Raw genomic sequence first — 24,017 nt, 5'->3', positions numbered from 1 at the left:
GTTGACCGTCGCGCGCCAGCAATCACGGACGCGCACCGCCAACCGCTACAGCGTTTGACGGGAGACGGACGGGGCCGCGAGGGCTCAGGCGTCGTGGTCGGACTTGCGCCAGCGGATGCCGGCCGCGATGAAGCCGTCGAGCTCGCCGTCGAAGACGGTCGCCGGGTTGCCGACCTCGTAGCCCGTGCGCAGATCCTTGACGAGCTGTTGACCGTAGAGGAAGTACGAGCGCATCTGGTCGCCCCAGCTCGCGGTGATCGTACCGGCGAGCTCCTTCTTCTTGGCCGCCTCCTTCTCCTTCTGCAGCAGGAGCAGTCGGGTCTGCAGCACGCGCATGGCGGCCGCGCGGTTCTGGATCTGCGACTTCTCGTTCTGCATCGACACCACGATGCCCGTGGGGATGTGGGTGATCCGCACCGCGGAGTCGGTCGTGTTGACGCTCTGCCCGCCGGGGCCCGAGGAGCGGAAGACGTCGACGCGGATGTCGTTCTCGGGGATCTCGACCTCGACGGCCTCCTCCATGACGGGGATCACCTCGACCGCCGCGAAGCTCGTCTGGCGCTTGTCGGCCGAGCCGAACGGGCTGATGCGCGCGAGTCGGTGCGTTCCCGCCTCGATCGACAGCGTGCCGTAGGCATACGGGGCGTCGACTTCGAAGGTGGCCGACTTGATGCCGGCGCCCTCCGCGTACGAAGTGTCCATGACCTTCACGGGGTAGCCGTGACGCTCGGCCCAGCGCAGGTACATGCGCAGGAGCATCTCGGCGAAGTCGGTGGCGTCGTCGCCGCCCGCACCGGAGCGGATGGTGACCACGGCCGAGCGGTCGTCGTACTCGCCGTCGAGCAGGGTCTGCACCTCGAGGTCGCCGATGGTCTTCTTGAGCGCCTCGTACTCGGCCTGGGCCTCGGCGCCGGTCTCGGCGTCGTCGGCTTCTCGGGCGAGCTCGACGAGCACGTCGAGGTCGTCGAGGCGGCGCTCGACGGCGGTCACCCGCGCGAGTTCGGACTGGCGGTGGCTGAGGGCACTCGTGACCTTCTGCGCCGCCTCGGGGTCGTCCCACAGGTCGGGCGCGCCCGCCTTCTCGGAGAGGTCAGCGATCTGCGCCTGCAGCTGCTCCACCCCACAACGGCGCGGATGTCGTCGAAGGTGTGGCGCAGGGCGGCGAGTTGGCCGGGAAGGTCGTCGAGCATGGCGGTATCAGCCTAGACGCTGACGGCCGCCGCACCGGGGTAGCGTTGACGGCGCCATGACTGACGTACCCGCCGACCGCTTCCCGTGGCGGCAGGTCGTGGTGGCGGCCTTCCTGCCGACGATCCTGTTCTCGATCGGCGAGGGCGCGATCATCCCGATCATCCCGGTGGTCGCCAACGGACTCGGAGCCGACATCGCCGGCGCCGCCCTCGTGTCGGCCATGATCGTGGTCGGCGAGCTGCTCGGCGACATCCCCGCGGGCGCCCTCGTGGCGCGGATCGGCGAGCGCACGGCGATGATCGGCGCCTCGGTGCTGTCGATCGTCGGCGTGCTGATCTCGGTGCTCGCTCCTAACCCGTGGGTACTGGGGATCGGCATCCTGCTCATCGGCGTCGCGACGGCCGTCTTCGCCCTCGCGCGCCACGCCTTCATGACGAGCTTCGTGCCGCCGGTCTACCGTGCGCGGGCGCTCTCGACCCTCGGCGGTACCTTCCGGTTCGGGTACCTCGTGGGTCCTTTCGTGACGGCGGGCGTCATCCAGGCCACCGGCTCCGCGGCGAACGCGTTCTGGATCCACCTCGCCGCATGCCTCGCCGCCATCATCGTGCTCATCGCGCTGCACGACCCGGAGGATGCCGTGACCACGCGCCCGGGGCCTGCGGCACGCGAGGTCGAGGCGGCGGATCGCGGCCTGTTCCGCACGATCACGGCCAACCGGCGCGTGCTCGCGACACTCGGCACGGGCTCGGCCCTCGTGGCGGCACTGCGTGCCAGCCGCAACGTGATCCTGCCGCTGTGGGCGGTGTCGATCGGCATCGACGAGGCGACCATGGCGATCATCATCGGCTCGGCCGCCGCCCTCGATTTCGGTCTGTTCTATGCGGGTGGCTGGATCATGGACCGCTTCGGCCGATTGTGGACGGCGGTGCCCTCCATGATCGGCCTCGGCCTCTCCCACCTCCTGCTCGCCTTCACCCACGACGTTCCCCACGCGGCCGTGTGGTTCGCGGTGATCGCCGGCCTACTCTCGCTCTCGAACGGGATCGGCGCAGGGATCCTCATGACCCTCGGTGCCGACCTGGCCGACCCCGCGCGTCCCGCGCCGTTCCTCGGCGCATGGCGCTTCACGAACGACACCGGCGCGGCCGTGGCCCCGCTGCTCATCTGGGGCGTGACGGCGGCGGCCTCGCTGCCGATCGCGGCGGGCGTCATGGGCGTGCTCGGCCTCGCGGGTGCCCTCGAGCTGCGCATCTTCGTGCCGAAGTACACCACCCGGCGCCGCCCGCGCGGCTGAGCGCGCCGCTCAGGGGCGGATGCGGATGACGGTCTTCCCGGGAGCGCGCGTCGCAGGGTCGAGAGCGGAAGCGGCATCCGCGAGCTCGGCGACCCGGCCGATGTGCGGGCGCACCCGCCCGGTGCGCACGCGGTGTGCGATCTCGGTGAGCTGCGCGCGGTCCGAGACCACGACGAAGTCGACGCTGCGGGCGTCGGTGGGTCGCACCTCCGGCGGTCCGGCGACGGTCACGAAGGTGCCGCCGGGGCGGACGAGGGCGACGGAACGCCGCCCGATGTCGCCGCCGAAGACGTCGAAGACGAGGTCGACGCCTGCCGCGTCGTCGAGGTCGTCGTTCTCGAGGTCGAGGAACTCGTTCGCGCCGAAGTCGAGTGCGGCCAGGCGGTGGGAGGCGCGTCCCGTGCCGACGACGTAGGCGCCGGCGTCACGGGCGAGCTGCGCCGCCATCGACCCCACCGCACCCGCGGCGCCGTGCACGAGCACGGTCTGACCCGCGGTGAGCCGCCCGTGCTCGAAGAGCCCCTGCCATGCAGTGAGGCCCGTCATCGCGACGCCCGCTCCGGTGACGAAGTCGACGTCGCCGGGCAGCGGCGCGAGGTTGCGCGCCTCGACCACGGCGTACTCGGCGAGGCTGCCGTCGCGAGTCCAATCGGCGAGGCCGAACACCCGCTGGCCCACCGCGAGCCCGGCGGCCCCGTAGCTGAGCGCCGTCACGACGCCCGCGACCTCGTGCCCGGGGATCGTCGGGCTGCGGTCGCGCCCCTCCCGATCCGTCCAGGTCGAGGGCCAGTCGAGCTCGTTGCCGGTGAACCCCGAGGCGTGCACCTCGACCACGACATCGCCGTAGCTCGCGCCGTCGAGACTCGCGAGCCGCGCGACATCCGGATCCGGACGATCCACCAGCCGCATCCCGGGGATGCCCGCCGTGCGGTCGGTCACGATGATGGCCTTCACGCGGTGGGCCCTCCTTCGTCTCGTGGGAGACGACGCCCGGATGCTCGGTGTCGATGAGCTCGGCGTACGACGGATTTCGCTCGAGGAAGGTCAGCACCACGGGACAGTAGTTCGTGACCGTTCTGCCCTGCGCGCGCACCTCGTCGAGCACCTGACGGATGAGCTCCATCGCGATGCCGCGACCCCGGAACTCCGGGAACACCGACACCGCGAGCAGCACGATGCGGTGATCTCCGATGAGGTTGTAGGTGATGCCGGCGACCTCCCGATCTCCGACGACCGCGAGGTAGATGCCCGCCGCCGTGTCGTCGACGAGCCGGAACTCGACGGCGTTCTCGGCATCCGCATCCATCGAGGCGTGGGTGATGACCGCCTCCGCGAGCATCTGCGCATAGTCCGGACGCGGCGGCTGACGCCGCTGGTGGGCTCCTCGCCGCCCTGACGCCCGCCGTAGGGGCGCCCGTGATCGGCGAACTCGTCGCGCGCGAACACGAGCCGCCAGGGCCCCGTGCTGAAGTGCGCACCGGTGCGCAGCACCTCGACATCGTGCGAGCCGGTTCCGATCGTGCGCCAGTCGTGCAGGCTCGTCTCACCCGCACCGAACATCTGCAGCACGTACTCGTCGGTGGGGTCGTGCGTGACCATCGCGTGCATCGGCTGGGTCGCCGGCAGGTTCAGCTCGGCATCCGGCGACGAGCCGATGCGCGTGACATCCGTCGTGATCTCGTGCACCTGCCGCTCGTCGTCGCGCACGACCAGCAGCCGCGGATGCCCGGCACCCCAGGCGGCATGCGTCGTGGTCGGAACGTGCTCGCCCGAGGCCGGCTCGTGCTCAGACATGGCCCCGGCTCCGAGTGACCCCGGGTGCTGCGCATCGACGAGGTCGGCGTAGTCCGGATGCCGGTCGATGAAGGTGCGCACCACCGGGCACATGATGGTGACGGTCTTGTGCTGGCGCCGCACGTCGTCGAGCACCCGGCGGATGAGCTCGGTCGCGACACCCTGCCCGCGGAACTCCGGGAACACGGAGGTCGCAAGCAGCACGAGCCGATCGTCGCCAGCCCGGGTATAGGGCATCGCTGCGATCTCGGTATCGCCGACGATCGCCTCGTACGTGTTCTCGGCGTCGTCGTCGACGAGGGTGAAGTCGAGCCCGAGCTCACGGGGGTCGGCGAGCATCTCGCCGATGAGCACCGTCTGGTCTTGTGTGAGCGTGCCCACTCCGTCGGGATAGCCGGCTTCATCGGGGTACTCGAAGGTGAAGTGTGTGGAGTCGATGGACTGCGTCATGATCGTGTGTTCCTCCCGAGTCGATGGCGTGCGCGGACGCTCACGCACGCACACGGATGATGGTCTTGCCGGCCGCGCGTTCCGGCGCGTTGAAGGCGGCGACGGCACCGCCCAGGTCGGCAACGCGGCCGATGCGGGTACGCAGCCGCCCGTCGCGCACGCGGGTGGCGAGCTCGCCGAGCTGGGCGCGGTCCGCCTCCACGACGAAGTCGACGGCGATGCCCTCGGCCGGTCGGGCCTCGGGCGGTCCGGCGATCGTCACGAGCATCCCGCCGGCGCGCACGAGGGCAGCGGAGCGGCTGCCGACCTCGCCGCCGATCACGTCGAAGACGAGGTCGACCTCCCCGATGTCGGCGAGCTCGTCGTGCTCGAGGTCGAGGAACTCTTGAGCGCCGAAGTCGAGAGCCGCCTCACGGTCGGCGGCGCGTCCCGTGCCGATGACGTACGCGCCGGCCTCACGCGCGAGCTGAGCGACGATCGAGCCGACTCCGCCTGCCGCACCGTGCACGAGCACGCTCTGACCGGCCTCGAACCGGCCGTGCACGAAGAGCCCCTGCCAGGCCGTGAGTCCCGAGATGGGCAGGCTCGCGCCGATGGTGAAGTCGATGTCGCCGGGCAACGGTGCGAGGTTGCGCGCCTCGATCACGACCGATTCGGCGAGGGTGCCGTCGCGGTCCCATGCGGCGAGCCCGAACACCCGCTGGCCGACCGACAGGCCGCGCGTGCCGTATCCGAGCGAACGCACGATGCCGGCCACCTCGTGCCCGGGGATCGAGGGCGTGCGGTCGCGGCCGAGGTGATCGGCCCAGGTGCCCGGCCAGCTGAGCTCGCCCGGTGTGAATCCGGATGCGTGCACCTCGACGAGCACGTCGTTGCCGCCCGGGGCGGGGTCGGGCCGCTCGGTGAGTGTCATTCCCGCGGTTCCCGCGGTGGGATCCGTCACGACGATCGCCTTCATCCGGCACCTCCCTGCCTCGCTCGCGTGGACGTGTCGCACGAGCTGGTGCCATCGTACTCCCGAATCGGACGATATCGTCCAATTCGGTCGCACGCGGGTCAGCGCACCGTCAGGCTCTCGATGTGCGCGAGCGCCATGTCGATCGAGGTACCCATCGGCGCCACGTTGTGTGCCGTCTGGGCGAGCATGTATCCGCCCTGCACGGCCCCCATGAGCCCGGTCGCGAGCTGCTCGACCGGCGCGTCCGGCGGCAGCACGCCCGCCTCGCGCATGCGCCCCAGGGCATCGGCGAGCAGTGCCTGCCAGGCACCGAACAGCTCGTGCAGGGTGCGCCGGGCCACCTCGTCCTGGTCGGCGACATCGGATGCGAGCGAGCCGAGCGAGCATCCATAGGCACCGTGACGCAGCGCGTTGTTCTGCACGAGCGCGTCCCGCCACCGCCGCAGGCCCGCCATGGTGGAGACGGTGGAGAGGGCGTCGCGCTCGCGCTGCATCACGCGCTCGCCCGTGAGATCGATGACCGCCCGCACGAGCATCTCCTTGCCCGCGAAGTGGTGGTACAGCTGCGACTTGCTGACCCCGCTCGCGGCCACCACCTCGTCGAGGGTCGTGGCACCGACGCCCCGCACGTACATGAGCTCCGCGGCCGCCGCGACGATCCGGGCTCGCGTCTTCGCCCCACGCGCCGTGAGGCGTTTCGCGGTGCTCGCGTCGGCCGAGATCGTCACGATGCCATGCTATCGAGCGGCCCGGCACGGCCATCGGATGCGAGAGGGTCGCGTTCGGCCTGCTCGAGCGGCAGGAACGCCAGATCGAGCGCCGCCTGCAGCGGCCCCGGGTCGCGGGCGACCCGGCTGAGGATGCTGCCCCCGTGCACCGCGGCGAGGATGAGCATCGCGAGTTCACGAGGGTCCACCTGCCCGCGGGTGGGCGCGGCGGCGAGCACGCGCGCGACGGCCGCCGTGAGCAGGTCGCTCCACCGATCGAGGAAGACCGCCCGCTCGTGGTCCGCCCCGTCGGTGCGCAGCACGAGGGCATACGGCGAGCGCGGCGCGAGCAACTCCCCACGAGCCGGCGCCGCCACTGCGCGAATCCTGCCGCATCCCCCACCTCGGCGAGCGCCGAGGTCTCCCGGGCGAGCACCTCGGTGAAGCCGGGTGTCATCCGCGTTCGTCGGTGTCGATCACGTGCACGGCCGCCTCCTCCGCCGAGGCGGCGCCCCCGTCGATGCCGACATCCGACGCCCAGTATTCGGCCTCCGGATCGCGGCTCTCCGGCTCCGCCCAGACGAGTCGACCCGCTCGCGCCGAGCCCACCTCGTCGTCACGCAGCTCGCCATCGGTGTCGATGACATCGCCGAGGCCGTCTCCTCCTCGCCGTCGAGGTCGGCGCCCACGTCGGGCAGCTCGCGTGCCAGGCGGGCGGACAGGGGTTCCGAGGTGCGCGCCTCCCGCGCCGTGAAGCCCCAGGAGAGGTTGCCGGAGGGCCGATCCAGCGGCGAGTAGCCGAGCTCGTCGAAGTCGTCATCGAGCTCGTCGGGATCGAGGCTCTCGTCGGGCGGCAGCAGGCCCTCGTCGTCCTCCGAGATGTCGTAGCTGAAGTCCTGGCCGGTGTCGCTCATGCGATCGCCTTTCTGTCGGTGGGCCGGCACCGCGCCCGGGAACGAGATCGCGGCATCCGGCGTTGGAACAAACGCAGGCCGACGGCCTGCCCTCGTGGAATGCGAGCCCCCTCACAGAGAGCGGATCGATGAGCCCGTCGCGCGACGAAGAACTCGAGACCCTGGTGCACGCCATCCCCGAGGGGTGGACCCGCCTGCACCTCGCGGGCGAGCCGTGGGCGATCACGCGCACGACGCGCGCCGAGGGCAAGGTGATCACGATCGACGCCGAGCGGCTCGGCGGCGCCGAGTATCTCGGGGCCAACGTCTGGCTCACGAGTCGCGGGGCGCTGCTCAAACCGTGCGAGGTGCCGGCGGAGAGCGTGCTGCGGATGCTGCGTGCGGCCGCGGATGCGCTCAGCCCCGGGTGACGCGGCTCTGGTAGCGACCGTCGGAGACCGCGCCGCCGTGGCGCTCCACGAAACGCACGCCGGATGCGGTGGCGGGTACGGCATCTGCTGTCTCGGCGCCCGCGTTGTCGGCGCCCGTCTCGGCGCCCGTGTTCTCGGCGCCCATGATCCAGTACACGTCATAGCTCGCCCGGTAGTCCGGCGGCCAGAACGACCAGAAGCTGCCCTCGTGATCGACGCCCCACTCGCCCGAGGTGCGGCGGCCGTGCTCGACGAAGGTCGTGTTGCCGTCGGGGGTGAAGACCTGGGTCGATCCGTCCTGGTAGCGCAGCGGCGCCCTCGTGACGGCCTCGACCACGTCGTCGGCGGCGATGCGGCGCCCGTGTGCGTTCGCGGATGTTGCGCTCTCGCTCATGTCGTGCTCCTTCCCGTTGATAGGACTATATCGTCCATTTTCGGGATTCCACCCACAAGCTCCGAAGATCACCTACGCTTCTTTTGGATGCAATCGTCCCATCCCCCGACGATGCAGTTTCAACACTGAGGAGACACCATGACGAGCGGCATGAGCGACACCGGCGAGGTCACGCGCACCCCGGGAACCGAGACGGCGGTGCTCGCCGGAGGCTGCTTCTGGGGCCTCGAAGACCTCATCCGCCGCCAGCCCGGCGTGATCGGAACGCGCGTGGGCTACACGGGTGGCACCAACGACCACGCCACCTATCCGAACCACCCGGGGCACGCGGAGGCCGTGGAGATCGTCTTCGACCCCGAGAAGACGAGCTACCGCGACATCCTCGCCTTCTTCTTCCAGGTGCACGATCCGTCGACGCTCAACCGGCAGGGCAACGACCTCGGCACGAGCTACCGCTCGGCGATCTTCCCCCTCACCCCCGAGCAGGAGCAGGTTGCCCGTGACACGATCGCCGACGTCGACGCCTCGGGGCTGTGGCCCGGCAAGGCCGTCACGACGATCGAGCCGGCCGGCCCCTTCTGGGAGGCCGAGCCCGAGCACCAGGACTACCTGATCGCGAACCCGGGCGGCTACACCTGCCACTTCGTGCGGCCCGGTTGGGTGCTTCCGGCGCGCGCCGCATCCTGAGCCGCGTCTGAGCCGGTCAGGCCCCGGGCCATGCCGTGATGGCGTCGGCCTCGGTCGACCAGGTGCGCAGCTCGGGCGGCATCGGCCAACTGAGGTCGAAGTTCACGCGCGGCCCGTCGATCGCGCCGAAGTCGTCGAGCTTCACCCGGATGCGCTCCGTCGACACCTCGACGATGCGCACCCGCAGGGGGCGCCATCCGCGCGCTCGAGCACATACGGCTCGGCCAGGTAGCCGATGCCGAGCTCGTCCAGCAGCTCCTCGGCGCTCAGCCAGTCGAGCGCGGGCGCGCGATCACGACCGAGCAGGTCGACGGGCACGAAGCCGTCACCTTCCGGGCGCATCCACCCGACGCGCTCCCCATCGGCGCGGCGGTGCTCGATCCAGTCGCGTCTGTGCATGTGCCCACCGTAGAGCGGGAACGCGGATGCCGGGGCTGTGTGACGCGGGAGCCTGCCGAGCGGTGCAGCTGGGGCGGTGCCGCTGGGACGGCTCACACGCCGCCGCCACCACCGCCTCCGCCTCCGCCGCCCGACGAGCCGCCGCCGCTGGAACCACCGCTCGACGACGATCCCGAGGAGGTGCCCCACGAGCTCGAGCTCGACGCGATGCCGGGCACGGCGGCCAGGTGAGCGGTGAACGGCACGACCGTGAAGGGGCCGGGGCCGCTCTCGACCCAGTTCGGCGAGACGTCACCGTAGTAGCGCGAGAGCTCGGCCTGCCACTCCCGCTCGAGGCCGAAGAGCACGGCGTAGGGCAGCAGTCGCTCGTAGACGCGCACGACGTCGACACCGCTCTCGCCCGTGGTGCGCTCGGCCCCCGAGGCGCTTTGCAGCATCCGCAGTCGGTCGGCCTCGGCGAGCCGGATGTACTCGCGAAGCCCCTGCAGATGCTCCACGATGAGCGCCCCCGAGCGGGTGAGCGGCCGGGGGCTCGTGACGAGGCTCGCGAGCCCGATCGCCACCCAAATGATCGCGTTGATGCCGAGCGCGAGCGTCACCGCGAGCACGCCCTCGTCTCCCGAGACGATGGCGTTCACCACAAGCAGCGCGAAACCGATGAGCAGCCCGAGCACCACGAGCCCACCGGGCGAGCTGAGGGTTTGCGCCGCAGCCCGGCACTCAGGGCGAGCGCATCCGCGTGCTTGCGCACGGATGCCGCGATGAGCCCGAGAGCTCGCTCGCGCGGTTCGAACCAGCGGATGTCGAGGTCGGGCTTCACGAGCCCGTCGCTCACCTCGGGGCTCACGCGGCTGCCCGACCAGAAGAGTCGACTCACCATGTGGCGCTCGTCGGGCGAGACGCCGGTGCGATCCAGCAGCCGGATGCCGTACGCATCCGCCGCGGGATCGTGCAGCAGTCGCACCTTGCCGCGCACCGCGAGGTCGAGGATCGAGGCGGTGAAGGCGCGCTGCGGCACCCCGAGCAGGTTGGCCGCGAGCGGCACCGTGACGTTCTCGGGCGGCTCGTACCAGGCGACGATCGTGCCGCGACCCTCGGCCGCGCGGAGGCCGAAGATGCGGTAGACCACGGCAGCGATGATCGTGGCGAGGATCACGCCGAGCCCGGCGATCAGGAAGGGCGGGAAGAGCGCGAAGAGATCGAACGGCGGCGCCACGAAGGTGCCTTCGCGGAAGGCCACGGCGATCGTCATGTTCTGTCGTGGGCCGAGGTCTCGGGCGTGCGCGACGAAGCCGGTGCCTTCGCGGTCGATCGAACAGCGGGCCGTGCTGCCCTCCGCGCCCTGGTAGCAGGAGGCGTCACCGGTCGCGGCGGCAGCGACCGCTGGTGCGAGCTCGAGCCGCGCGCTGACCTCGCCGAACGGCTGCGCCCATCCGGTGCCGTTGACGTCGCGGTAGAACTCGTCGACGCCCGTGTCGCTGAAGTAGCGGGTGACATCGCGCTCGGTGTACTCGATCACGTAGTGCTGCTCGCCGTGCACGTACTGCCCCTCGGGCACGGCGATCGTGAGCACCAGGAAATCGCCGTCGCGTTCGCTCGTGTAGGGGCGCGGCGTGCCGTCGGCGTCGGAGACCGAGACGACGTCGAGCTGGGTCGAGTGGCCGTCGTACACGGCGGGGATGGCACGCCGGATGCCACGGTTCTGATCGATGTCGGGGAAGACCGCCACGAGGTGCTCGGTGGTGTGCAGGGTCGAGCGCGCCTCGACGTCGCGGTCGAGCTGGTAGATGGCGTCGAAGGAGGCGAAGCGGAAGTCGTCGACCCCCGTGCGCGCCTCCGGCGCCCCGACCGCCGTGACGCTTCCGCTCGCGGGAACACGCCCGAGGTTCGGGAGACCGATGGCGAACACGATGCCGATGCCGCCGATGGCAAGTGCCGCAAGGGTCACGAGGGCGGCTAAGCGTCGTCGGGTCACGCCGGGAGCATATCGGAGCCCCGAGACGCCCTCACCCGAACACCGAGCGGGCCGTCGCCGTCGCCTCGATACGCAACCCGTCGGGCACGAAGATCGTGACGACCGGCGGATGCCACACCGAGGTGACCGTGACCGTCGCGCTGCGTCCGTCGGCCGTGAACGCCCGCTCGATCGCCAGCCCGTCGAGGTCGGGCGCCGGGTTGCCCGCGAGGTAGTCGGCGGCGGCCGCCGCGACGTCGTCGCTTTCGAGCGTGGGACGGGGCCCGTCGGGCGTGAAGCTCACCGCGTCGAGCTCGAACGCCTCCGCACCCACGAGGGCCGCGCCGTCGGCGACCGTGAAGAGACGCTCCTTCTCGAGGTAGAGCGAGGTCGCCGCGGTCACGATGAGCACGACGGCGAGGCCCAGCATGCCGAAGAACGCGACGAGCGGCAGCGTCGATCCGTCGTCCGCGGCGAGCGCCGCCCGCATCCGCTTCATGACCCCGCCCGGAACCGCGAGACCTGCTCGGTCGCGAGCGCCTGCACGGGCACGCCGAGCGGCACGTCGACGGCGAGCACGGGCGGCGCGAGCGGCAGCCGCACGACCGTGGCGATCTCGACCGTCACGAACCCGCGCCGCGCGAGGCAGTCGGCGGGATCGGGCCGGCACGTGATCGCGACCTCGGCGGCGTCGGCGTCGAGGCCGTAGTCGGCGAGGGTCACCCGGATGGCGCGCTCGGCCGCGGCGCGCGCGTCGGCCTCCGACTCTGCCTGCACGAAGACGCGGCTCGCCTGCCGGGCCGCGCCCTCCACGCCGAGCGACGCCGACTGCAGCGACGACACCACGAGCACGAGGTAGACGAGCGGCACGAGCAGCAGCACGCCGACCGTGATGAACTCGAGCGACGCGGACCCGCCGTCGGATGCGGCGAGGCGTCGCCCGTCAATCCAGCGTCTCGCGTGCCGCATGGCCTTCCACCTCCATCCCACGGTCGGGGCCGAGGAACCCGGCGAGCGGCAACGTCGTGCGCACGGTGACGATGACGGCGGGCACGCCCATCCAGGAGCCCTCCCGCACCGTCACGTCACGCGCGAAGTCGGGGCCGACCGCGGCCTCGATGAGTTCGATCGTGCGCGGCACCGCGTCGGCAGGCTCGTTGTCGGCGAGGGAGCCATAACGGGCGCCCTCGGCTGCGGCGTCGAGCACGGTGTTGCGCACGTGCAGGGCGAGGGCGAGCTGCAGCACGGCGAGCGTCAGGAAGGTCAGCAGCACCCCGACGAGCACGAACTCGACGGGCGCCGAACCGGCGTCGTCGCGCAACGTGCCGCGCCCGCGTGCTCGCGCGCGCTGCCCCCGGACCCGCACCTCAGATCCCGGAGACCTTGTCGATCGCGTTCTGGAAGATGTCGGAGAGCGCGGGGCCGGCGAGCGCCCAGATGAGGATCACCAATGCAGCGGTCATGAGGGTGATGAGCACCCAGCCCGGTACGTCTCCGCGGTCGTCGGCGAACTTCTTGAGCAAGCGGATGCCACGCGTCGTCATGCGGGCAAGCGTGGCACCGCTGGCCCCGGCGCCGCAGAAACTATCCACAGGCCCGGGAATCGTGCCAGTTGGTCGATTCGCGGGCCCATAACGACCAACTCGCACGATTCGCAAGCGGGTGGACGACGCGCATGGCCGGGTGCATGGTGGAGCGATGAGTGAACTTCTCGACGTACGTTCTCTCGATGTGGAGTCCCGCGCGCTGGAGACGCAGCGCATCATCCGCACCGGCACCATCTGGCTCGCGGCCGCCGCGCTGGCCCCCACGATCGGTCTCGGCCCACTGCTCGCGAGCGGCTGGCGCCCACTCGGCCTGCCGCCGCTGGCCGAGCTCGGGTTCTGGCTCGGGGCGGTCGCGGCGGCGCTCGGCCTGGCCGCGCTCGTCTGGGCGGGCTGCCCCGTGCTGGGGTTCCGCCTCGCCGAGGCCTACAAGCAGAAAGTCGTCTGCATCCGGGTCGGCATCGTGCTGAACCTGAGCGGTATGACGCTCGCGGGGCTCGCGATCCTGCTGAGCCCCGCCTGAACGCGGACGCCTCAGAATCCCAGCTCGAGCACAAGAGTCGCCGGGAACAGCGCGAACACGACCGTGACGGGCAGGATGAGGAAGACGAGCGGCACGAGCATCGCGACTTCCTTGCGCCCCGCGGACTCGATCAGTTGACGCTTCGCGTCGTCACGGGAGTCCTGCGCCTGAGCCCGCAGCACCTCGACGAGCGGACTGCCGCGGTCGAGCGCCGTCACGAGCTGCTCGACCACGCGGCTCAGGGCCGGCAGCTCGAGGGTCGAGGCGCAACGTTGCAGTGCATCGGTCAGGGGCACGCCCACCTCGACATCGGTCATCACGTGCCCGAGTTCCGCGGCGAGATCACCCGAGCCGATGCGCGCGACGCGGCGCAGCGCATCGCGCACCGTCTCGCCCGCCGCGAGCGCGAGGCTCAGGAACTCCAGCACGGTCGGCAGTTCGTCGGCGATCCGGCGCAGGCGGGCACGCGCGCGGCGAGCCAGCAGTTGCTCGGGCAACAGGAGACCGGATGCCGCGGCCGCCACCGCGAGCACCACCATGACGGGCGGCGACACAGCGGCCGACCTCGCGAGCACGAGCGCCGCGAGGATCCCGAGAGCCGCGCCGCCCGCCGCCCAGAGCAGTTGGCGCGCTCGGAAGGCCGCGACGGTGATCGCCGAGCCGGACTGCCGGAGGCGCCGCTCGACCGTCGCATCGCCGCCGAGGAGGGCGGTCACACCGCTCCCCATCCGCTGCAGGAACGGTGCGAGCAGCTCCGCGATGAGCGATCCGGGCTCTCCGCCCCTGCGTGCGCGCAGTTCACGTGCCTCGGAGGAGACATCGAGCACGTACGGCGCGATCCGTTCCGTCAGCCGGTCCGCGCCGATCCGCGGGAGCAGCGCGACGAGGGTCCAGAGCCCGAGCCCCAGCAGCACCCCGAGCGCGGCCGCCATGGCGAGCGTCGGGCTCACGCGAACCACCGCCGCTCTTCCGGCAGGCGTCCGACGGCGATCATGATGCGGTAGGCGACGACCGTCACCGCGAAGCCGACGACGAGCAGCGTGACCCCCGCCGGCGAGTTGTAGGCGCGCACGGCCTCGGGTCGCGCCGCGAGCAGCAGCAGCACGAGCCACGGCGCGGCCACCCCGAGCCGGGCCGCGCTCACGACCCAGCTCTGCCGCGCTTCGACCTCGGAACGCAGGGCGGCATCCGATCGCAAGTGCGACGCGAGTGCCCGCAGCACGGACGGCAGCTCGGTGCCGCCGACCTCGCGTGCCACCCGCAGGGTCTCGATCACGCGGTCGGCGACGGGGTCGGCCAGGCGCTGTTTCAGCGCCTCGAGTGCCAGCACGAGCTGCCCGGTCGCCCCGAGGTCGGATGCGAACGAGACGAACGCGGCCCGCAGCGGTACGGGACCGCTCTCACCGAGCGCGACGAGCGCATCCGGCAGCGCCTGCCCCGAGCGCAGCCCGGCCACGAGGTGGTCGACCGCGTCGGGCCAGACGGCCCGCATCGCGCGACGCCGTGCCCGCGCCCGCGCCGCGATCAGGGCGAACGGCAGGGTGCCCACCCCGAGGCCCGCGGCGACGGCAAGGGCGACCACGGGTACCAGGGCGAGCACCACCGCGGTCGCGGCGAACGCGAGCGCCGCGGCCACGACGACGACCGTCGCGACCGAGACGCGTGCCATTCCGGCCTGCCGCACGAGCTCCCCGAGCCAGGTGAACGGGCCGCGACGCCGGGCTGCTGCGCGCTCCGTCGCACGCGGCCACAGCCAGGGCGACGCAGAGAGCACGAGCCCGATGCCGAGCACGAGACCCCACGCGGCCGCGATCATGCGGGGGTTCCGATGAGCATCGCGGGCTCCATCGCGGCGCCGGATGCCGGACCCGCCTCGCGCAGGATCGCGACCGGATCCAGGCCGGCTCGCTCGAACGCCCCCATCCGCGGAGGCAGCTCCCCCGTCGCGACGAGTGCATCTCCCGCTCGCGTGAAGAGGGCGACAGATTCGACTGCGCCGCCGACGACGCGCCCGGTGGGCGCGACGATCTCGACGATCCGTCGGCGCCCGTCGGCGCCCAGCTCGGCATGCACGACGAGGTCGATCGCCGAGGCGACGGTGGGCGTCACGAACGATACGTCGATATTGCGTCCGGCGAGCAGCGGCAGCGTGCACAGCTTCACGAGTGCGTCGTGGGCGCTGTTGGCGTGCAGCGAGCACATGCCGGGCATGCCCGAATTCAGGGCGATCAGCAGGTCGAGCGCCTCGGCCTCACGCACCTCCCCCACGACGAGCCGGTCGGGCCGCATGCGCAGCGACTCCTTGATGAGGCGTCGCAGGCTGATCTCCCCGGTGCCCTCGAGACTCGGTTGCCTGCACTGCATCGCCACGTGGTCGAGCGCGTCGACGGCGAGCTCGAAGGTCTCCTCGACCGTCACGATGCGCTCCTCGGGGCGGCACGAGCCGAGCAGCGCGCCCAGCAGCGTCGTCTTGCCGCTGTGGGTCGGCCCGGTGACGAGGATGTTGTGGCCGCTACGCACCGCGAGGTGCAGGAAGCCGGCCGCCTGGCTCGTGAGCGAGCCCAGCGCGACGAGATCCTCGAGACGCCGCATACCGGTGCGGAACCGCCGGATGTTGATCGACACGTGACCGCGTGCGACATCCGGGATCACCGCGTGCAGGCGGGAGCCGTCGGGCAACGAGGCGTCGACGAAGGGAGAACTGAGGTCGATGCGCCGCCCCGTGCGGTGCAGCATCCGCTCCAGCAGCTCGCGCACCTCGGTGTCGGTGAGCGCGACCGGAACCCGTTCCGTGACGCCGTCGCGCGCGACGAAGATGCGGTCGGGGGCGTTGATCCACAGCTCCTCGACGCTCGGGTCCTCGAGGTAGGGCTGCAGCGGCCCGAGCCCCGTCAGCGCCGCCACCACCTGGCGCGTGACGTGCTGCTCGTCCTCCAGGAGCGGCACCGAGCCGCCGAGCGCGAGCTCCGCGTAACGCTGCACCTCGTCGCGCACGTAGCGCACCGCCAGTTCGCGGTCGCCGTGCAGGTCGACGCCCTCACGCCGCACGCGCTGCCGCACCTGCTCGGCGATGACCCCGATCGCGCTCGTCACCCGCACATGATGCCCGGATGCCGTGGTGCGCCGCGCAAGTTGTCCACAGGCGCGCGGCTACACCACGTTCCAGTGCTTGAGCAGATGCGGATCCAGCCGCACCCAGATGAGGCTGACGAGCCGGCCCGTGAAGTCGAGCGTCAGCATCGCGGATGCGCGCTCCCCGAGCTGACGACGATGCCCGCCTGGCCGTTCACCGACCGCTCCTCGGCGATCACGCCCTGCGGCGTCGTCATGCCGTGCTGCAGGATCGCCACCACGTCACGGGAGCCGCGCACGACCATCACCCGCTCCGTCTCGCCCTGCGTCGACTGCACGACGAGCGCGACGCCGCGGGCGAGCAGCGAGGCGAGCAGCGGACCATCGCCCCGCTGCGCGGCGAGGCGCAAGCGACGCACCGCACCGTAGTGCAGCGGCCGCGTCACCCACTCCCACGCGCGACCCCAGGCGCTCGAGACGACGCCCGACTCGCGCAGCTGCGCATCCCGCCTCACGAGCACCGACATCATGCCGCTCCGTCCACTCGCGACAGGGGGCGACGCTCGGCGGGCTCAGCGTCATCGTGAGGCGCCCCCGCGACGGCACCCACCGCCTCCGCCGCCGGCTCGGGCACCTCCACCCGATCGGCGAAGAACCTCTCCGCGAGCGCGCCGCGCACCCGGTCGAGCCGGGTCAGCCGCCCCGCCTCGTCGGGTCGCGGAGCGATCGGCCGCACCGCGCGATGTGCGAGTCGCGCCCGTTCATCCTCGTCGAGCCCCGCGTGCAGCTCGACGTACCTGCCGCCGGGCAGTCGCACGATGCGCCCGGTCTCGTAACCGTGCGCGACGAGCTCGAGATCCTTCTTCTGCAGCGCCAGAGCGATCCGCCGGGCGACCGCGAACCCGATCACCGGACCGACGATCAAGGTCACCTGGAAGGTCGTGATCACCGCCTCCAGACCCACGTGGAACGCCACCGCGATGAGGTCGGCACTCGCTGCGCCCCAGAGCGCCGCGTAGAAGACGATGCCCGCGACGCCGACGCCCGTGCGCGAAGCCACGTTGCGGGGCCGGTCGAGGATGTGGTGCTCCCCCTGTCGCCCGTGATCCACTCCTCGAGGAAGGGATACGCCGCGACGACGAGCAGGAACACACCCACCACCGCGAGCGGCACGAGCACCGCGAGCGTGACGGTGCGCCCCATCCACTCGAACTCCCACCCCGGGGGCACCAACCGCAGGGCACCGTCGAGGAACCCGGTGTACCAGTCGGGCTGGCTTCCGGCGCCCGCGTTGCCCGGGTCGGAGGGGCCGTACACCCAGATCGGGCCGACGGTCACGGCGGAGGCGACCACGAACAGCGCCGCGGTGACCACCGCGAACACCCCACCCGCGCGCGTCGCCGCCGTGGCGAGCGGCACGCCGACGATGTTGTCCTCGCGTCGGCCGCTGCCCGCGAACTGGGGCGGCTGGATGCGGTACGCGCGCCACGCGCGCACCACCACGATCAGCAACAGGGCGGCGGGCACGATCAGCACGTGGATGCCGTAGAGGTTCTCGATGATGGCTCCCGGGAATGCGCCACCGAAGAGCAGCGACGCAAGCCAGGTTCCGATCACCGGGATGCCCAGCACGATGCCCTCGACGATCCGCAGCCCCGAACCCGAGAGCATGTCGTCGGGAAGCGCGTATCCGCTCCAACCGCCGGCGAGCGTCACGACGAACAGCAGGAACAGCAGCACCCAGTTCGCGCGACGCGGCCGCCGGAACGCCCCCGTGAAGAAGCTCACGAGCAGCTGCAGCATGATCGACACGGGCGCCAGCAGGCCCGCCCAGTGGTGCAGCTGACGCAGCAGCAGGCCGCCCGGCACCTCGAACGAGAGACGCATCACCGAGATGAACGCGCCCGATGCCTCGGCACCGTGCAGCGGCACGTAGGGGCCCTCGTAGCGGGCGAGCTCACTCGAGGGGTCGTAGGCGAACATCAGGATGACGCCCGTCACGAACAGCACGGCGAGGCTGGCCATGGTGACCACGCCGAACACGTGGGTCCAGTGCAGCGGCACCCGGCGCGAACGCAGCTCGGCTCTCATCGCCACGAGTCGGCGACCCAAGGTCGTCCGCTCGGTGAGGGCTCGGGATGCGGTGTCGACGAGCGAGGCGCGTCGCCTCCGGTTAACCGGCACGGCGCACCTCCGCGATGGGCTCGGCCTCCGCAACGGGCTTAGCCTCCGTAGCGGGCTGGGCCTCCGCAGCGGCCGCGTGCTCGGCCGGTGGCAGAGCTGCCGGCCGGGGCACGGGCGCCGGGATCGCGGCAAGGAACGCGGCGCGCGGCTGCTGCACGTAGGGCAGCGCGATGATGTCGCGACCGAAGAGGAACGCGACGATCCACAGCGCGAGCACGCGCGCCTTGCGCTGCCAGGTGGGCACCGCGAGCACGTGGTAGCCGCGGTGCATGAGCCACGCCAGCGCCCCCTTGATGACGATGCGGCGGTACTGGAAGATGCCGTAGCCGAGTCCGAGGGTCGCCACCGTGCCGAGGCTGTGGTGCAGGTAGGCGACCGGGCGATCCCCGCGAAGCACCGCGGCGAGGTTCTTCGCGAGCCGCTTCGCCTGCCGCACCGCGTGCTGGGCGTTGGGCACCGCGCGGGCACCCTCACCGATGGCGAGATCGGGAACGAACGCGTTGTCGCCCGCCGCCCAAGCATCCTCGACGATCATCGTGTCGGTGCCGATCCGCAGGTCGGCCCGGGTGAGAATCAGGCCGCGCGGGTCGATCGGCAGATCGGCCTGACTCGCGACCACCGGATTGGCCGCGTTGCCCGCCGCCCAGACGAGCACGTTGGTGTCGTACTCTTCGCCGGTCGACAAGACCACGTGACCGTCCCGGGCCGACACCAGCTGCGTGCCGAGATGGATGTGGGCGCCGCGTTGGGTGAGATGCTTGACGACCCATTCGCCCGGCTTGTCGGTCACCTCCGGCAGTATCCGGGTGTTGGCCTCGATGAGGTGGAAGCTCAGCTCCGAGAACGACAGCTCGGGGTAGGACCTCAACAGCGCGGTGGCGAGCGCGAGCATTTCGCCGAAGATCTCGACGCCCGAGAACCCTCCGCCGACCACGGTGAAGGTCAGCAGGCGACGACGCTCCGGGCCGTCCGGCAGCGCTGCCGCGCGTTCGACGGAGGTCAGCAGCCGATCGCGCACGGCGACCGCCTCCTCGACCGTCTTCAGCCCGATCGCGTTCTCGGCGAGACCCTCGATCGGGAAGGTGCGGGTGACCGCACCCGCAGTGACGACGATGATGTCGTACTCGAGGGTGCGCGGCGGACCATCGGGCATCTCGACCTGCACGCGCTTGTCGGCGTGCGTGATCGACGTCACGCGGCCCGGCACGATCGTCGTGCGCCGCAGGTTGCTGCGCAACGAGATGGCCACGTGGCGCGCCTCGACGGAGCCGGCGACCACCTCCGGCAGGAAGGGCTGGTAGGTCATGTACGACCGCGGCTCGACGATCGTGATCTCGGCCTCGTCGGGCCGCAGCTTCTTCTCGAGCTGCCAGGCGGTGTAGAAACCGGCGTAGCCGCCACCGATGATGAGAATCCTGCGCATGATCTCTCCGTTCGCTCTCACCCTTAAGACCACGTAGCCCTCCGAAATGTGATGCGCCGCGGTGTCACATTTCGGAGGGCTGTCCGGTCTCGGTGCGGCAACCCGGGCCATAGACTGTTGCGGCCCGCGGGAGTGGTGGAACGGTAGACACGCAGGATTTAGGTTCCTGTGCCTCACGGCATGCGGGTTCGAGCCCCGCCTCCCGCACCATCCGTGTCCACCCCCTGCAATCCGGGGGCCAACCCCCAGGTACGGCGACTCGCCAGCGGCTACGCTGAACGCGCCACCCGACCGCCGATCGCGTCCGCGACCGACGTACCAGGAGATCTCTGCGTGCCTTTCACCACCGCCGCCCTCGCGTTCATCGCCGCCGCCCCCATGGGGCTGATCCCATGGCTCGACCCGCACGAGATCATCGTGAACGCCGGCCCGTGGGCGCTGCTCGTGGTGTGTCTCATCGTCTTCGCCGAGACCGGCCTGCTCGTGGGCTTCATCCTCCCGGGCGACACCCTGCTCATCATCACCGGACTGTTGAGCTTCACCGGCACCATGACCGAGTCGGGCACCGGCATCCAGATCCCGATCTGGTGGGTGTGCATCGCCATCGCCGTCGCGGCGTTCCTCGGCGGCGAGGTCGGCTACCTCATCGGACACAAGGCGGGACCGCGCATCTTCGAGAAGCGCGAGAGCGGCCTGTTCTCCCGGGAGAACGTCATCCGCACCAACAAGTTCTTCGAGCGCTGGGGACCGCTCGCGATCGTGATCGCGCGTTTCGTGCCGATCGTGCGCACCTTCGCGCCCGTCGCGGCAGGCGTCGCGCACATGAACTACAAGCGCTACTCGCTCTACAACGCGGTCGGGGCGCTCATCTGGGGCGCGGGCCTCACCTTCGCGGGCTTCCTGCTCGGCTACATCCCGCCCCTCGCCGACTTCGTCACCGAGTACATCGACGTGATCCTGCTGTGCGCGATCGCGCTTGCCGTGATCCCGACCGTGTACCACTACATCCAGGGTGTGGTGAAGGCCCGTCGCGCCCGCAACTCGGGTGAGCCGCCGCTGAGCGAGGCCGAGATCGTGCTCGACCCCGACGTGCTCGACGACTGAGCGCCACTTCGCGTCCCGGCTACATGGCGAACCGTCGCTGACGCCGGGCGCGCCGCACCCGCAGCCCAACTGACCATGTAGACGGGACGCCCGCCGGTCACGCCCCCGTGGCGAGCAGCACCAGCAGGGTCACGTTGAGCACGATCAGCAGTCCCGCGGCGACCGCGGCGAGCACCGTCGTCCACGGCCGGTTGGCGGCATCCCCCATGAGCTCGCGCCGCGTCGTGAGCGCCACGAGCGGAACGAGCGCGAACGGGATGCCGAACGACAACACCACCTGACTCAACACGAGCGACAGGGTGGGTGGCGCGCCGACCACGAGCAGCAGCAGCGCCGGCACGAGCGTCACGAGCCGCCGCACGAGCAGCGGCACCCGCACCCGCAGCAGCCCCTGCATGATCTCGGCGCCGGCGTAGGCGCCCACGGAGGTCGACGCGAGCCCGGATGCCAACAGCCCCACCGCGAAGAGGGTCGCCACGACCAGTCCCAGAGCGGCGCCGATCGCCGCATGCGCCCCTCGAGCGTGTCGGTGCCCGCGACACCCGGAAGGGTCGCCGCCGCGAGCAGCAGGATCACGAGATTCACGGTGCCCGCGATGGCGAGGGCGATCGTCACGTCGATGCGGGTCGCCCGCAGCACGAGCTGGCGGTGCGGCCCCTCCGGAACACCGCCGAAGCGGTCGCGCGTGAGGGCGGAGTGCGCGTAGATCGCGTGCGGCATCACGGTAGCGCCGAGAATCGAGGCCGCCAGCAGCACCGACCCGGCATCCGTGAACCGCGGCACGAGCCCCGCGACAGTCGCGGCGGGGTCGACGGGCGCCACCACGAGCCCCGCGCAGAAGCCGATCGCGATGATGGCGACGAGCCCCACCACCACGCGCTCGAACAGCCTGGGTCCGCGGCGGCTGTGCAGGACGAGCAGCGCGAGCGAGACCGCGCCGGTGATGAGTCCACCGAGCAGCAGCGGCAGCCCGAACAGCAGGTTGAGCGCGATCGCTCCCCGAGCACCTCGGCCACGTCCGTCGCCATCGCCACGAGCTCGGCCTGCGCCCAGTACGCGAAGCGGCCGGGGCGGGAACGGATGCGGATGCCGAGCAGAGCGGGCAGGCTCAGCCCGGTCGCGACGCCGAGCTTCGCGGAGAGGTACTGGATGAGCCACGCCATCGCGTTGCCCACCACGACGACCCACACCAGGAGGTAGCCGTACTCGGCGCCCGCGCTCGCGTTGCTCGCCACATTGCCGGGATCGAGGTAGGCCACGCCCGCGACCATCGCGGGGCCGAGCAACCCCCAGACGCCCGCCCGCGCGCGCCGCGCGATCACCGACGGTTCCGCGGAGCGGGTCACGGCTGCCTCCTGCACGATTTCGGTATCCCGAAATTAGCAGAGATTTCGGCGACCCGAAATCAGTCGAGCGGGGTGATCCAGACCGCCTCGGCCGTGCCCTCGGGCAGCTCGTCGATCGTGACGATCGTGTCGAGCCCGAGGCCCTGCTCCCCCATCCGGCGCAGCACCTCTCCGTCGCGGTCGCTGATCCGGGCCACCCGACCGCGCGTGCCTGCGGGCAGTTCGCACGCGAGTTCGGCCGGCGGGTGCTCGACGTGACCCGTCGCATCCGGGATCGGGTCGCCGTGCGGGTCGCGCCGCGGACGCCCCAGCTGCGCGTCGAGGGCGTCGAGCAGCCGATCGCTCAAGGCGTGCTCGAGCACCTCGGCCTCGTCATGCACCTCGTCCCAGCTGTAGCCGAAGCCCTCGACGAGCCAGGTCTCCACGAGCCGGTGGCGGCGCACCATGCGCAGCGCCTCGGTGCGGCCCGCATCCGTCAACGTGATGGCTCCGTAGGGGGCGTGCGTCACGAGCCCGAGAGAGGCGAGCTTCTTCACCATCTCGGTGACCGTCGACGGAACCACCCCGAGGCGGGCGGCGAGCTGCGAGCCGGTGATCGGCACGTCCTGCCACTCGGTGTGGGAGTAGATCGTCTTGAGGTAGTCCTCGATCGTGGAGGATGCAGACCTAGCGATGAGCGTGCTCCTCGTGTTCGACGTGCCCCGCGGGCTCGAGCTGGAACGTGGAATGCGCGACGTCGAAGTGCTCGGCGAGGCAGCCGCCGAGGGTGTCGAGCATGGTGTGCGTCTCGCCGCGCTCGAAGACACCGGGCTCGACCACGACGTGGGCGGTGAAGACGGGGGCACCGGAGGTGATGTTCCAGATGTGCACGTCGTGCACATCGATCACCCCGGGCGCACCGCACAGGTGGTCGCGGATCTGTGCGACGCTGCGATCGCGCGGCGCCGACTCGGTGAGCACGCGCACGACGTCACGCAGCAGCAGGAAGGCGCGCGGGGCGATGAGGGCGGCGATCACGAGCGACGCCACCGCATCCGCCGCGGCGAACCCCGTCACCAGGATCACCGCGGCCGCCACGATCGCGGCGATCGACCCGAGCATGTCGCCGAACACCTCGAGCAGGGCGCCGCGCATGTTGAGCGAGCTGCGGTCACCGCCGCGCAGCACGAGGAACGCGACGACGTTCGCGGCCAGCCCGACGGCCGCGATCACGAGCATCGGCACGGCATCGATGTGGGCGCCCGGTTCCACGAGCCGCCGCACGGCCTCGATGGCGACGAAGACGGCCACCACCACGAGGATCAGGCCGTTCGCGAGGGCCGCGAGCACCTCCATGCGCTGGAAGCCGAAGGTGTGGCGGTCGGTCGCCGGTCGTGCGGCGACGACGGATGCGACGAGCGCCACCGCGAGACCGATCGAGTCGCTCGACATGTGGCCGGCGTCGCCCAGCAGCGCGAGGGATCCCGAGAGGGCGGCACCCACGACCTCGGCCACGAGCACGAGCAGCGTGATGGCGAGCGCGATCGTCAGCCGCGTGCGGTTACCCTTCGCGGCGCGCGCGTGATCATGCCCGTGTGCCACCCCTCCAGGCTAGGCCGGAACCGCGCACCGGGGGTCGCATCCGGCTTCTCGGGAACGCTGCTCACAACCGTTCTCAGGCGGGGCACCG

The 24,017-nt window shown here is 71.2% G+C and carries 28 protein-coding genes, 1 tRNA gene and 4 pseudogenes; 6 read left to right on the top strand and 27 right to left on the bottom strand.

Annotated elements, in window-relative coordinates; translation table 11 throughout:
• Positions 1-84: 84 nt before the first annotated feature.
• A protein-coding gene (gene prfB, locus QQK29_RS12315) for a peptide chain release factor 2 (protein WP_284300681.1) occupies positions 85-1,190 on the bottom strand; the annotation gives its coding sequence in 2 pieces (ribosomal slippage) (positions 85-1,121 and positions 1,121-1,190; 1,107 coding nt in all).
• A 56-nt stretch (positions 1,191-1,246) separates the two neighbouring features.
• Between prfB and QQK29_RS12310 the strand changes: the two genes are divergently transcribed.
• Positions 1,247-2,485, top strand: coding sequence for an MFS transporter (locus tag QQK29_RS12310; protein WP_284300678.1), 1,239 nt, complete (start codon positions 1,247-1,249; stop codon positions 2,483-2,485).
• A 9-nt stretch (positions 2,486-2,494) separates the two neighbouring features.
• Here the strand turns inward: QQK29_RS12310 and QQK29_RS12305 are convergent, their stop codons facing one another.
• The 7 genes and pseudogenes from QQK29_RS12305 to QQK29_RS12280 all read right to left on the bottom strand — a co-directional run bounded on the left by QQK29_RS12305 (position 2,495) and on the right by QQK29_RS12280 (position 7,003).
• Complete coding sequence (locus QQK29_RS12305) at positions 2,495-3,439, bottom strand: NADP-dependent oxidoreductase (protein ID WP_284300676.1); 945 nt, start codon at positions 3,437-3,439, stop codon at positions 2,495-2,497.
• 115 nt (positions 3,440-3,554) lie between these two features.
• A pseudogene (locus QQK29_RS18735) lies at positions 3,555-3,791 on the bottom strand (GNAT family N-acetyltransferase); the annotation flags it as partial.
• Between the two features lie 539 nt (positions 3,792-4,330).
• A pseudogene (locus QQK29_RS18730) lies at positions 4,331-4,618 on the bottom strand (GNAT family N-acetyltransferase); the annotation flags it as partial.
• Between the two features lie 151 nt (positions 4,619-4,769).
• Positions 4,770-5,672: an NADP-dependent oxidoreductase gene (locus QQK29_RS12295; protein ID WP_284300672.1), complete on the bottom strand. Its 903-nt coding sequence runs from the start codon at positions 5,670-5,672 to the stop codon at positions 4,770-4,772.
• Positions 5,673-5,785: 113 nt separating this feature from the next.
• Positions 5,786-6,415 carry a TetR/AcrR family transcriptional regulator gene (locus QQK29_RS12290; protein ID WP_284300670.1) on the bottom strand — a complete coding sequence of 210 codons (630 nt, stop codon included), beginning with the start codon at positions 6,413-6,415 and terminating at the stop codon, positions 5,786-5,788.
• Positions 6,412-6,771, bottom strand: a complete 360-nt coding sequence (locus QQK29_RS12285; protein ID WP_284300668.1) for an LmrA/YxaF family transcription factor — start codon at positions 6,769-6,771, stop codon at positions 6,412-6,414. Before QQK29_RS12285 ends, QQK29_RS12290 begins: the two co-directional genes overlap by 4 nt.
• Before the next feature lie 76 nt (positions 6,772-6,847).
• A complete protein-coding gene (locus QQK29_RS12280; protein ID WP_284300666.1) occupies positions 6,848-7,003 on the bottom strand; it encodes a DUF5709 domain-containing protein in 156 nt (51 codons plus the stop codon).
• A 433-nt stretch (positions 7,004-7,436) separates the two neighbouring features.
• Here QQK29_RS12280 and QQK29_RS12275 point away from each other — a divergent pair, with 433 nt between their 5' ends.
• On the top strand, positions 7,437-7,718 hold the full coding sequence (locus tag QQK29_RS12275) for a peptide methionine sulfoxide reductase (RefSeq protein ID WP_284300664.1): 282 nt from the start codon (positions 7,437-7,439) through the stop codon (positions 7,716-7,718).
• Here the strand turns inward: QQK29_RS12275 and QQK29_RS12270 are convergent.
• The gene (locus QQK29_RS12270; RefSeq protein WP_284300663.1) at positions 7,705-8,112 is read right to left on the bottom strand and encodes a hypothetical protein; all 408 of its coding nucleotides are present in this window, start codon (positions 8,110-8,112) and stop codon (positions 7,705-7,707) included. The genes QQK29_RS12275 and QQK29_RS12270 overlap by 14 nt on opposite strands.
• Positions 8,113-8,250: 138 nt before the next feature.
• Here QQK29_RS12270 and msrA point away from each other — a divergent pair, with 138 nt between their 5' ends.
• Positions 8,251-8,799, top strand: coding sequence for a peptide-methionine (S)-S-oxide reductase MsrA (gene msrA, locus QQK29_RS12265; protein WP_284300661.1), 549 nt, complete (start codon positions 8,251-8,253; stop codon positions 8,797-8,799).
• 16 nt (positions 8,800-8,815) lie between these two features.
• On the opposite strand, the gene QQK29_RS18055 is transcribed toward msrA, so the two are convergent.
• The 8 genes and pseudogenes from QQK29_RS18055 to QQK29_RS12230 form a co-directional block, all read right to left on the bottom strand.
• A complete protein-coding gene (locus QQK29_RS18055) occupies positions 8,816-8,965 on the bottom strand; it encodes a hypothetical protein (RefSeq protein ID WP_348533865.1) in 150 nt (49 codons plus the stop codon).
• Entirely contained in the window at positions 8,941-9,198 is a 258-nt protein-coding gene (locus QQK29_RS12260) for a hypothetical protein (protein ID WP_348533864.1), read from the bottom strand. Before QQK29_RS12260 ends, QQK29_RS18055 begins: the two co-directional genes overlap by 25 nt.
• 92 nt (positions 9,199-9,290) lie before the next feature.
• The gene (locus QQK29_RS12255; RefSeq protein ID WP_284301968.1) at positions 9,291-9,953 is read right to left on the bottom strand and encodes a DUF2207 family protein; all 663 of its coding nucleotides are present in this window, start codon (positions 9,951-9,953) and stop codon (positions 9,291-9,293) included.
• A gap of 488 nt (positions 9,954-10,441) precedes the next feature.
• Positions 10,442-11,107, bottom strand: a pseudogene (locus QQK29_RS18910) (DUF2207 domain-containing protein); the annotation flags it as partial.
• 97 nt (positions 11,108-11,204) lie between these two features.
• On the bottom strand, positions 11,205-11,642 hold the full coding sequence (locus QQK29_RS12245; protein ID WP_284300659.1) for a pilus assembly protein TadG-related protein: 438 nt from the start codon (positions 11,640-11,642) through the stop codon (positions 11,205-11,207).
• A gap of 5 nt (positions 11,643-11,647) precedes the next feature.
• Positions 11,648-12,121, bottom strand: coding sequence for a hypothetical protein (locus QQK29_RS12240; protein ID WP_284300657.1), 474 nt, complete (start codon positions 12,119-12,121; stop codon positions 11,648-11,650).
• Entirely contained in the window at positions 12,096-12,518 is a 423-nt protein-coding gene (locus tag QQK29_RS12235; RefSeq protein ID WP_284300655.1) for a TadE/TadG family type IV pilus assembly protein, read from the bottom strand. Before QQK29_RS12235 ends, QQK29_RS12240 begins: the two co-directional genes overlap by 26 nt.
• Before the next feature lies 1 nt (position 12,519).
• Positions 12,520-12,696: a hypothetical protein gene (locus QQK29_RS12230; protein WP_284300653.1), complete on the bottom strand. Its 177-nt coding sequence runs from the start codon at positions 12,694-12,696 to the stop codon at positions 12,520-12,522.
• A 154-nt stretch (positions 12,697-12,850) separates the two neighbouring features.
• On the opposite strand from QQK29_RS12230, the gene QQK29_RS12225 reads away from it, so the two are divergent.
• On the top strand, positions 12,851-13,219 hold the full coding sequence (locus QQK29_RS12225; protein WP_284300651.1) for a hypothetical protein: 369 nt from the start codon (positions 12,851-12,853) through the stop codon (positions 13,217-13,219).
• An 11-nt stretch (positions 13,220-13,230) separates the two neighbouring features.
• On the opposite strand, the gene QQK29_RS12220 is transcribed toward QQK29_RS12225, so the two are convergent.
• From QQK29_RS12220 to QQK29_RS12190, 7 genes are all read right to left on the bottom strand, one after another.
• Complete coding sequence (locus QQK29_RS12220; protein ID WP_284300648.1) at positions 13,231-14,169, bottom strand: type II secretion system F family protein; 939 nt, start codon at positions 14,167-14,169, stop codon at positions 13,231-13,233.
• Positions 14,166-15,035 (bottom strand): type II secretion system F family protein, encoded by an 870-nt coding sequence (locus tag QQK29_RS12215; protein WP_284300647.1) that lies wholly within the window; start codon positions 15,033-15,035, stop codon positions 14,166-14,168. The genes QQK29_RS12220 and QQK29_RS12215 overlap by 4 nt, the downstream gene beginning before the upstream one ends.
• A complete protein-coding gene (locus QQK29_RS12210; RefSeq protein WP_284300645.1) occupies positions 15,032-16,312 on the bottom strand; it encodes a TadA family conjugal transfer-associated ATPase in 1,281 nt (426 codons plus the stop codon). Before QQK29_RS12210 ends, QQK29_RS12215 begins: the two co-directional genes overlap by 4 nt.
• 140 nt (positions 16,313-16,452) lie before the next feature.
• Positions 16,453-16,821, bottom strand: coding sequence for a hypothetical protein (locus QQK29_RS12205; protein ID WP_284300643.1), 369 nt, complete (start codon positions 16,819-16,821; stop codon positions 16,453-16,455).
• Positions 16,818-17,255: a hypothetical protein gene (locus QQK29_RS12200; RefSeq protein ID WP_284300642.1), complete on the bottom strand. Its 438-nt coding sequence runs from the start codon at positions 17,253-17,255 to the stop codon at positions 16,818-16,820. Before QQK29_RS12200 ends, QQK29_RS12205 begins: the two co-directional genes overlap by 4 nt.
• Positions 17,237-18,475 carry a cytochrome b gene (locus QQK29_RS12195; protein WP_284300639.1) on the bottom strand — a complete coding sequence of 413 codons (1,239 nt, stop codon included), beginning with the start codon at positions 18,473-18,475 and terminating at the stop codon, positions 17,237-17,239. The genes QQK29_RS12200 and QQK29_RS12195 overlap by 19 nt, the downstream gene beginning before the upstream one ends.
• Positions 18,465-19,898 carry an NAD(P)/FAD-dependent oxidoreductase gene (locus tag QQK29_RS12190; RefSeq protein WP_284300637.1) on the bottom strand — a complete coding sequence of 478 codons (1,434 nt, stop codon included), beginning with the start codon at positions 19,896-19,898 and terminating at the stop codon, positions 18,465-18,467. Before QQK29_RS12190 ends, QQK29_RS12195 begins: the two co-directional genes overlap by 11 nt.
• A gap of 126 nt (positions 19,899-20,024) precedes the next feature.
• Here QQK29_RS12190 and QQK29_RS12185 point away from each other — a divergent pair.
• Positions 20,025-20,108: transfer RNA gene (locus QQK29_RS12185), tRNA-Leu, on the top strand.
• 168 nt (positions 20,109-20,276) lie between these two features.
• Entirely contained in the window at positions 20,277-21,002 is a 726-nt protein-coding gene (locus tag QQK29_RS12180; RefSeq protein ID WP_284301967.1) for a DedA family protein, read from the top strand.
• Positions 21,003-21,099: 97 nt separating this feature from the next.
• Here QQK29_RS12180 and QQK29_RS12175 read toward each other — a convergent pair.
• The 3 genes and pseudogenes from QQK29_RS12175 to QQK29_RS12165 form a co-directional block, all read right to left on the bottom strand.
• A pseudogene (locus tag QQK29_RS12175) lies at positions 21,100-22,273 on the bottom strand (Nramp family divalent metal transporter).
• A gap of 134 nt (positions 22,274-22,407) precedes the next feature.
• A complete protein-coding gene (locus QQK29_RS12170; RefSeq protein WP_284301966.1) occupies positions 22,408-23,022 on the bottom strand; it encodes a metal-dependent transcriptional regulator in 615 nt (204 codons plus the stop codon).
• Positions 23,015-23,929, bottom strand: coding sequence for a cation diffusion facilitator family transporter (locus QQK29_RS12165; RefSeq protein ID WP_284300635.1), 915 nt, complete (start codon positions 23,927-23,929; stop codon positions 23,015-23,017). Before QQK29_RS12165 ends, QQK29_RS12170 begins: the two co-directional genes overlap by 8 nt.
• Between the last annotated feature and the right edge of the window lie 88 nt (positions 23,930-24,017).

Source organism: Homoserinibacter gongjuensis (assembly GCF_030161875.1).
Classification (GTDB): domain Bacteria; phylum Actinomycetota; class Actinomycetes; order Actinomycetales; family Microbacteriaceae; genus Homoserinibacter; species Homoserinibacter gongjuensis.
This window is presented reverse-complemented; position numbering and strand designations above follow the sequence as displayed.

Coding starts and splice junctions, on each gene's coding strand:
- QQK29_RS12180 (WP_284301967.1), top strand. CDS start 20,277: ATGGGGCTGATCCCATGGCTCGACCCGCACGAGATCATCGTGAACGCC.
- QQK29_RS12275 (WP_284300664.1), top strand. CDS start 7,437: ATGAGCCCGTCGCGCGACGAAGAACTCGAGACCCTGGTGCACGCCATC.
- QQK29_RS12240 (WP_284300657.1), bottom strand. CDS start 12,121: ATGCGGCACGCGAGACGCTGGATTGACGGGCGACGCCTCGCCGCATCC.
- msrA (WP_284300661.1), top strand. CDS start 8,251: ATGACGAGCGGCATGAGCGACACCGGCGAGGTCACGCGCACCCCGGGA.
- QQK29_RS12270 (WP_284300663.1), bottom strand. CDS start 8,112: ATGAGCGAGAGCGCAACATCCGCGAACGCACACGGGCGCCGCATCGCC.
- QQK29_RS12260 (WP_348533864.1), bottom strand. CDS start 9,198: ATGCACAGACGCGACTGGATCGAGCACCGCCGCGCCGATGGGGAGCGC.
- QQK29_RS12215 (WP_284300647.1), bottom strand. CDS start 15,035: ATGATCGCGGCCGCGTGGGGTCTCGTGCTCGGCATCGGGCTCGTGCTC.
- QQK29_RS12310 (WP_284300678.1), top strand. CDS start 1,247: ATGACTGACGTACCCGCCGACCGCTTCCCGTGGCGGCAGGTCGTGGTG.
- QQK29_RS12245 (WP_284300659.1), bottom strand. CDS start 11,642: ATGCGGGCGGCGCTCGCCGCGGACGACGGATCGACGCTGCCGCTCGTC.
- QQK29_RS12230 (WP_284300653.1), bottom strand. CDS start 12,696: ATGACGACGCGTGGCATCCGCTTGCTCAAGAAGTTCGCCGACGACCGC.
- QQK29_RS12225 (WP_284300651.1), top strand. CDS start 12,851: ATGAGTGAACTTCTCGACGTACGTTCTCTCGATGTGGAGTCCCGCGCG.
- QQK29_RS12205 (WP_284300643.1), bottom strand. CDS start 16,821: ATGATGTCGGTGCTCGTGAGGCGGGATGCGCAGCTGCGCGAGTCGGGC.
- QQK29_RS12190 (WP_284300637.1), bottom strand. CDS start 19,898: ATGCGCAGGATTCTCATCATCGGTGGCGGCTACGCCGGTTTCTACACC.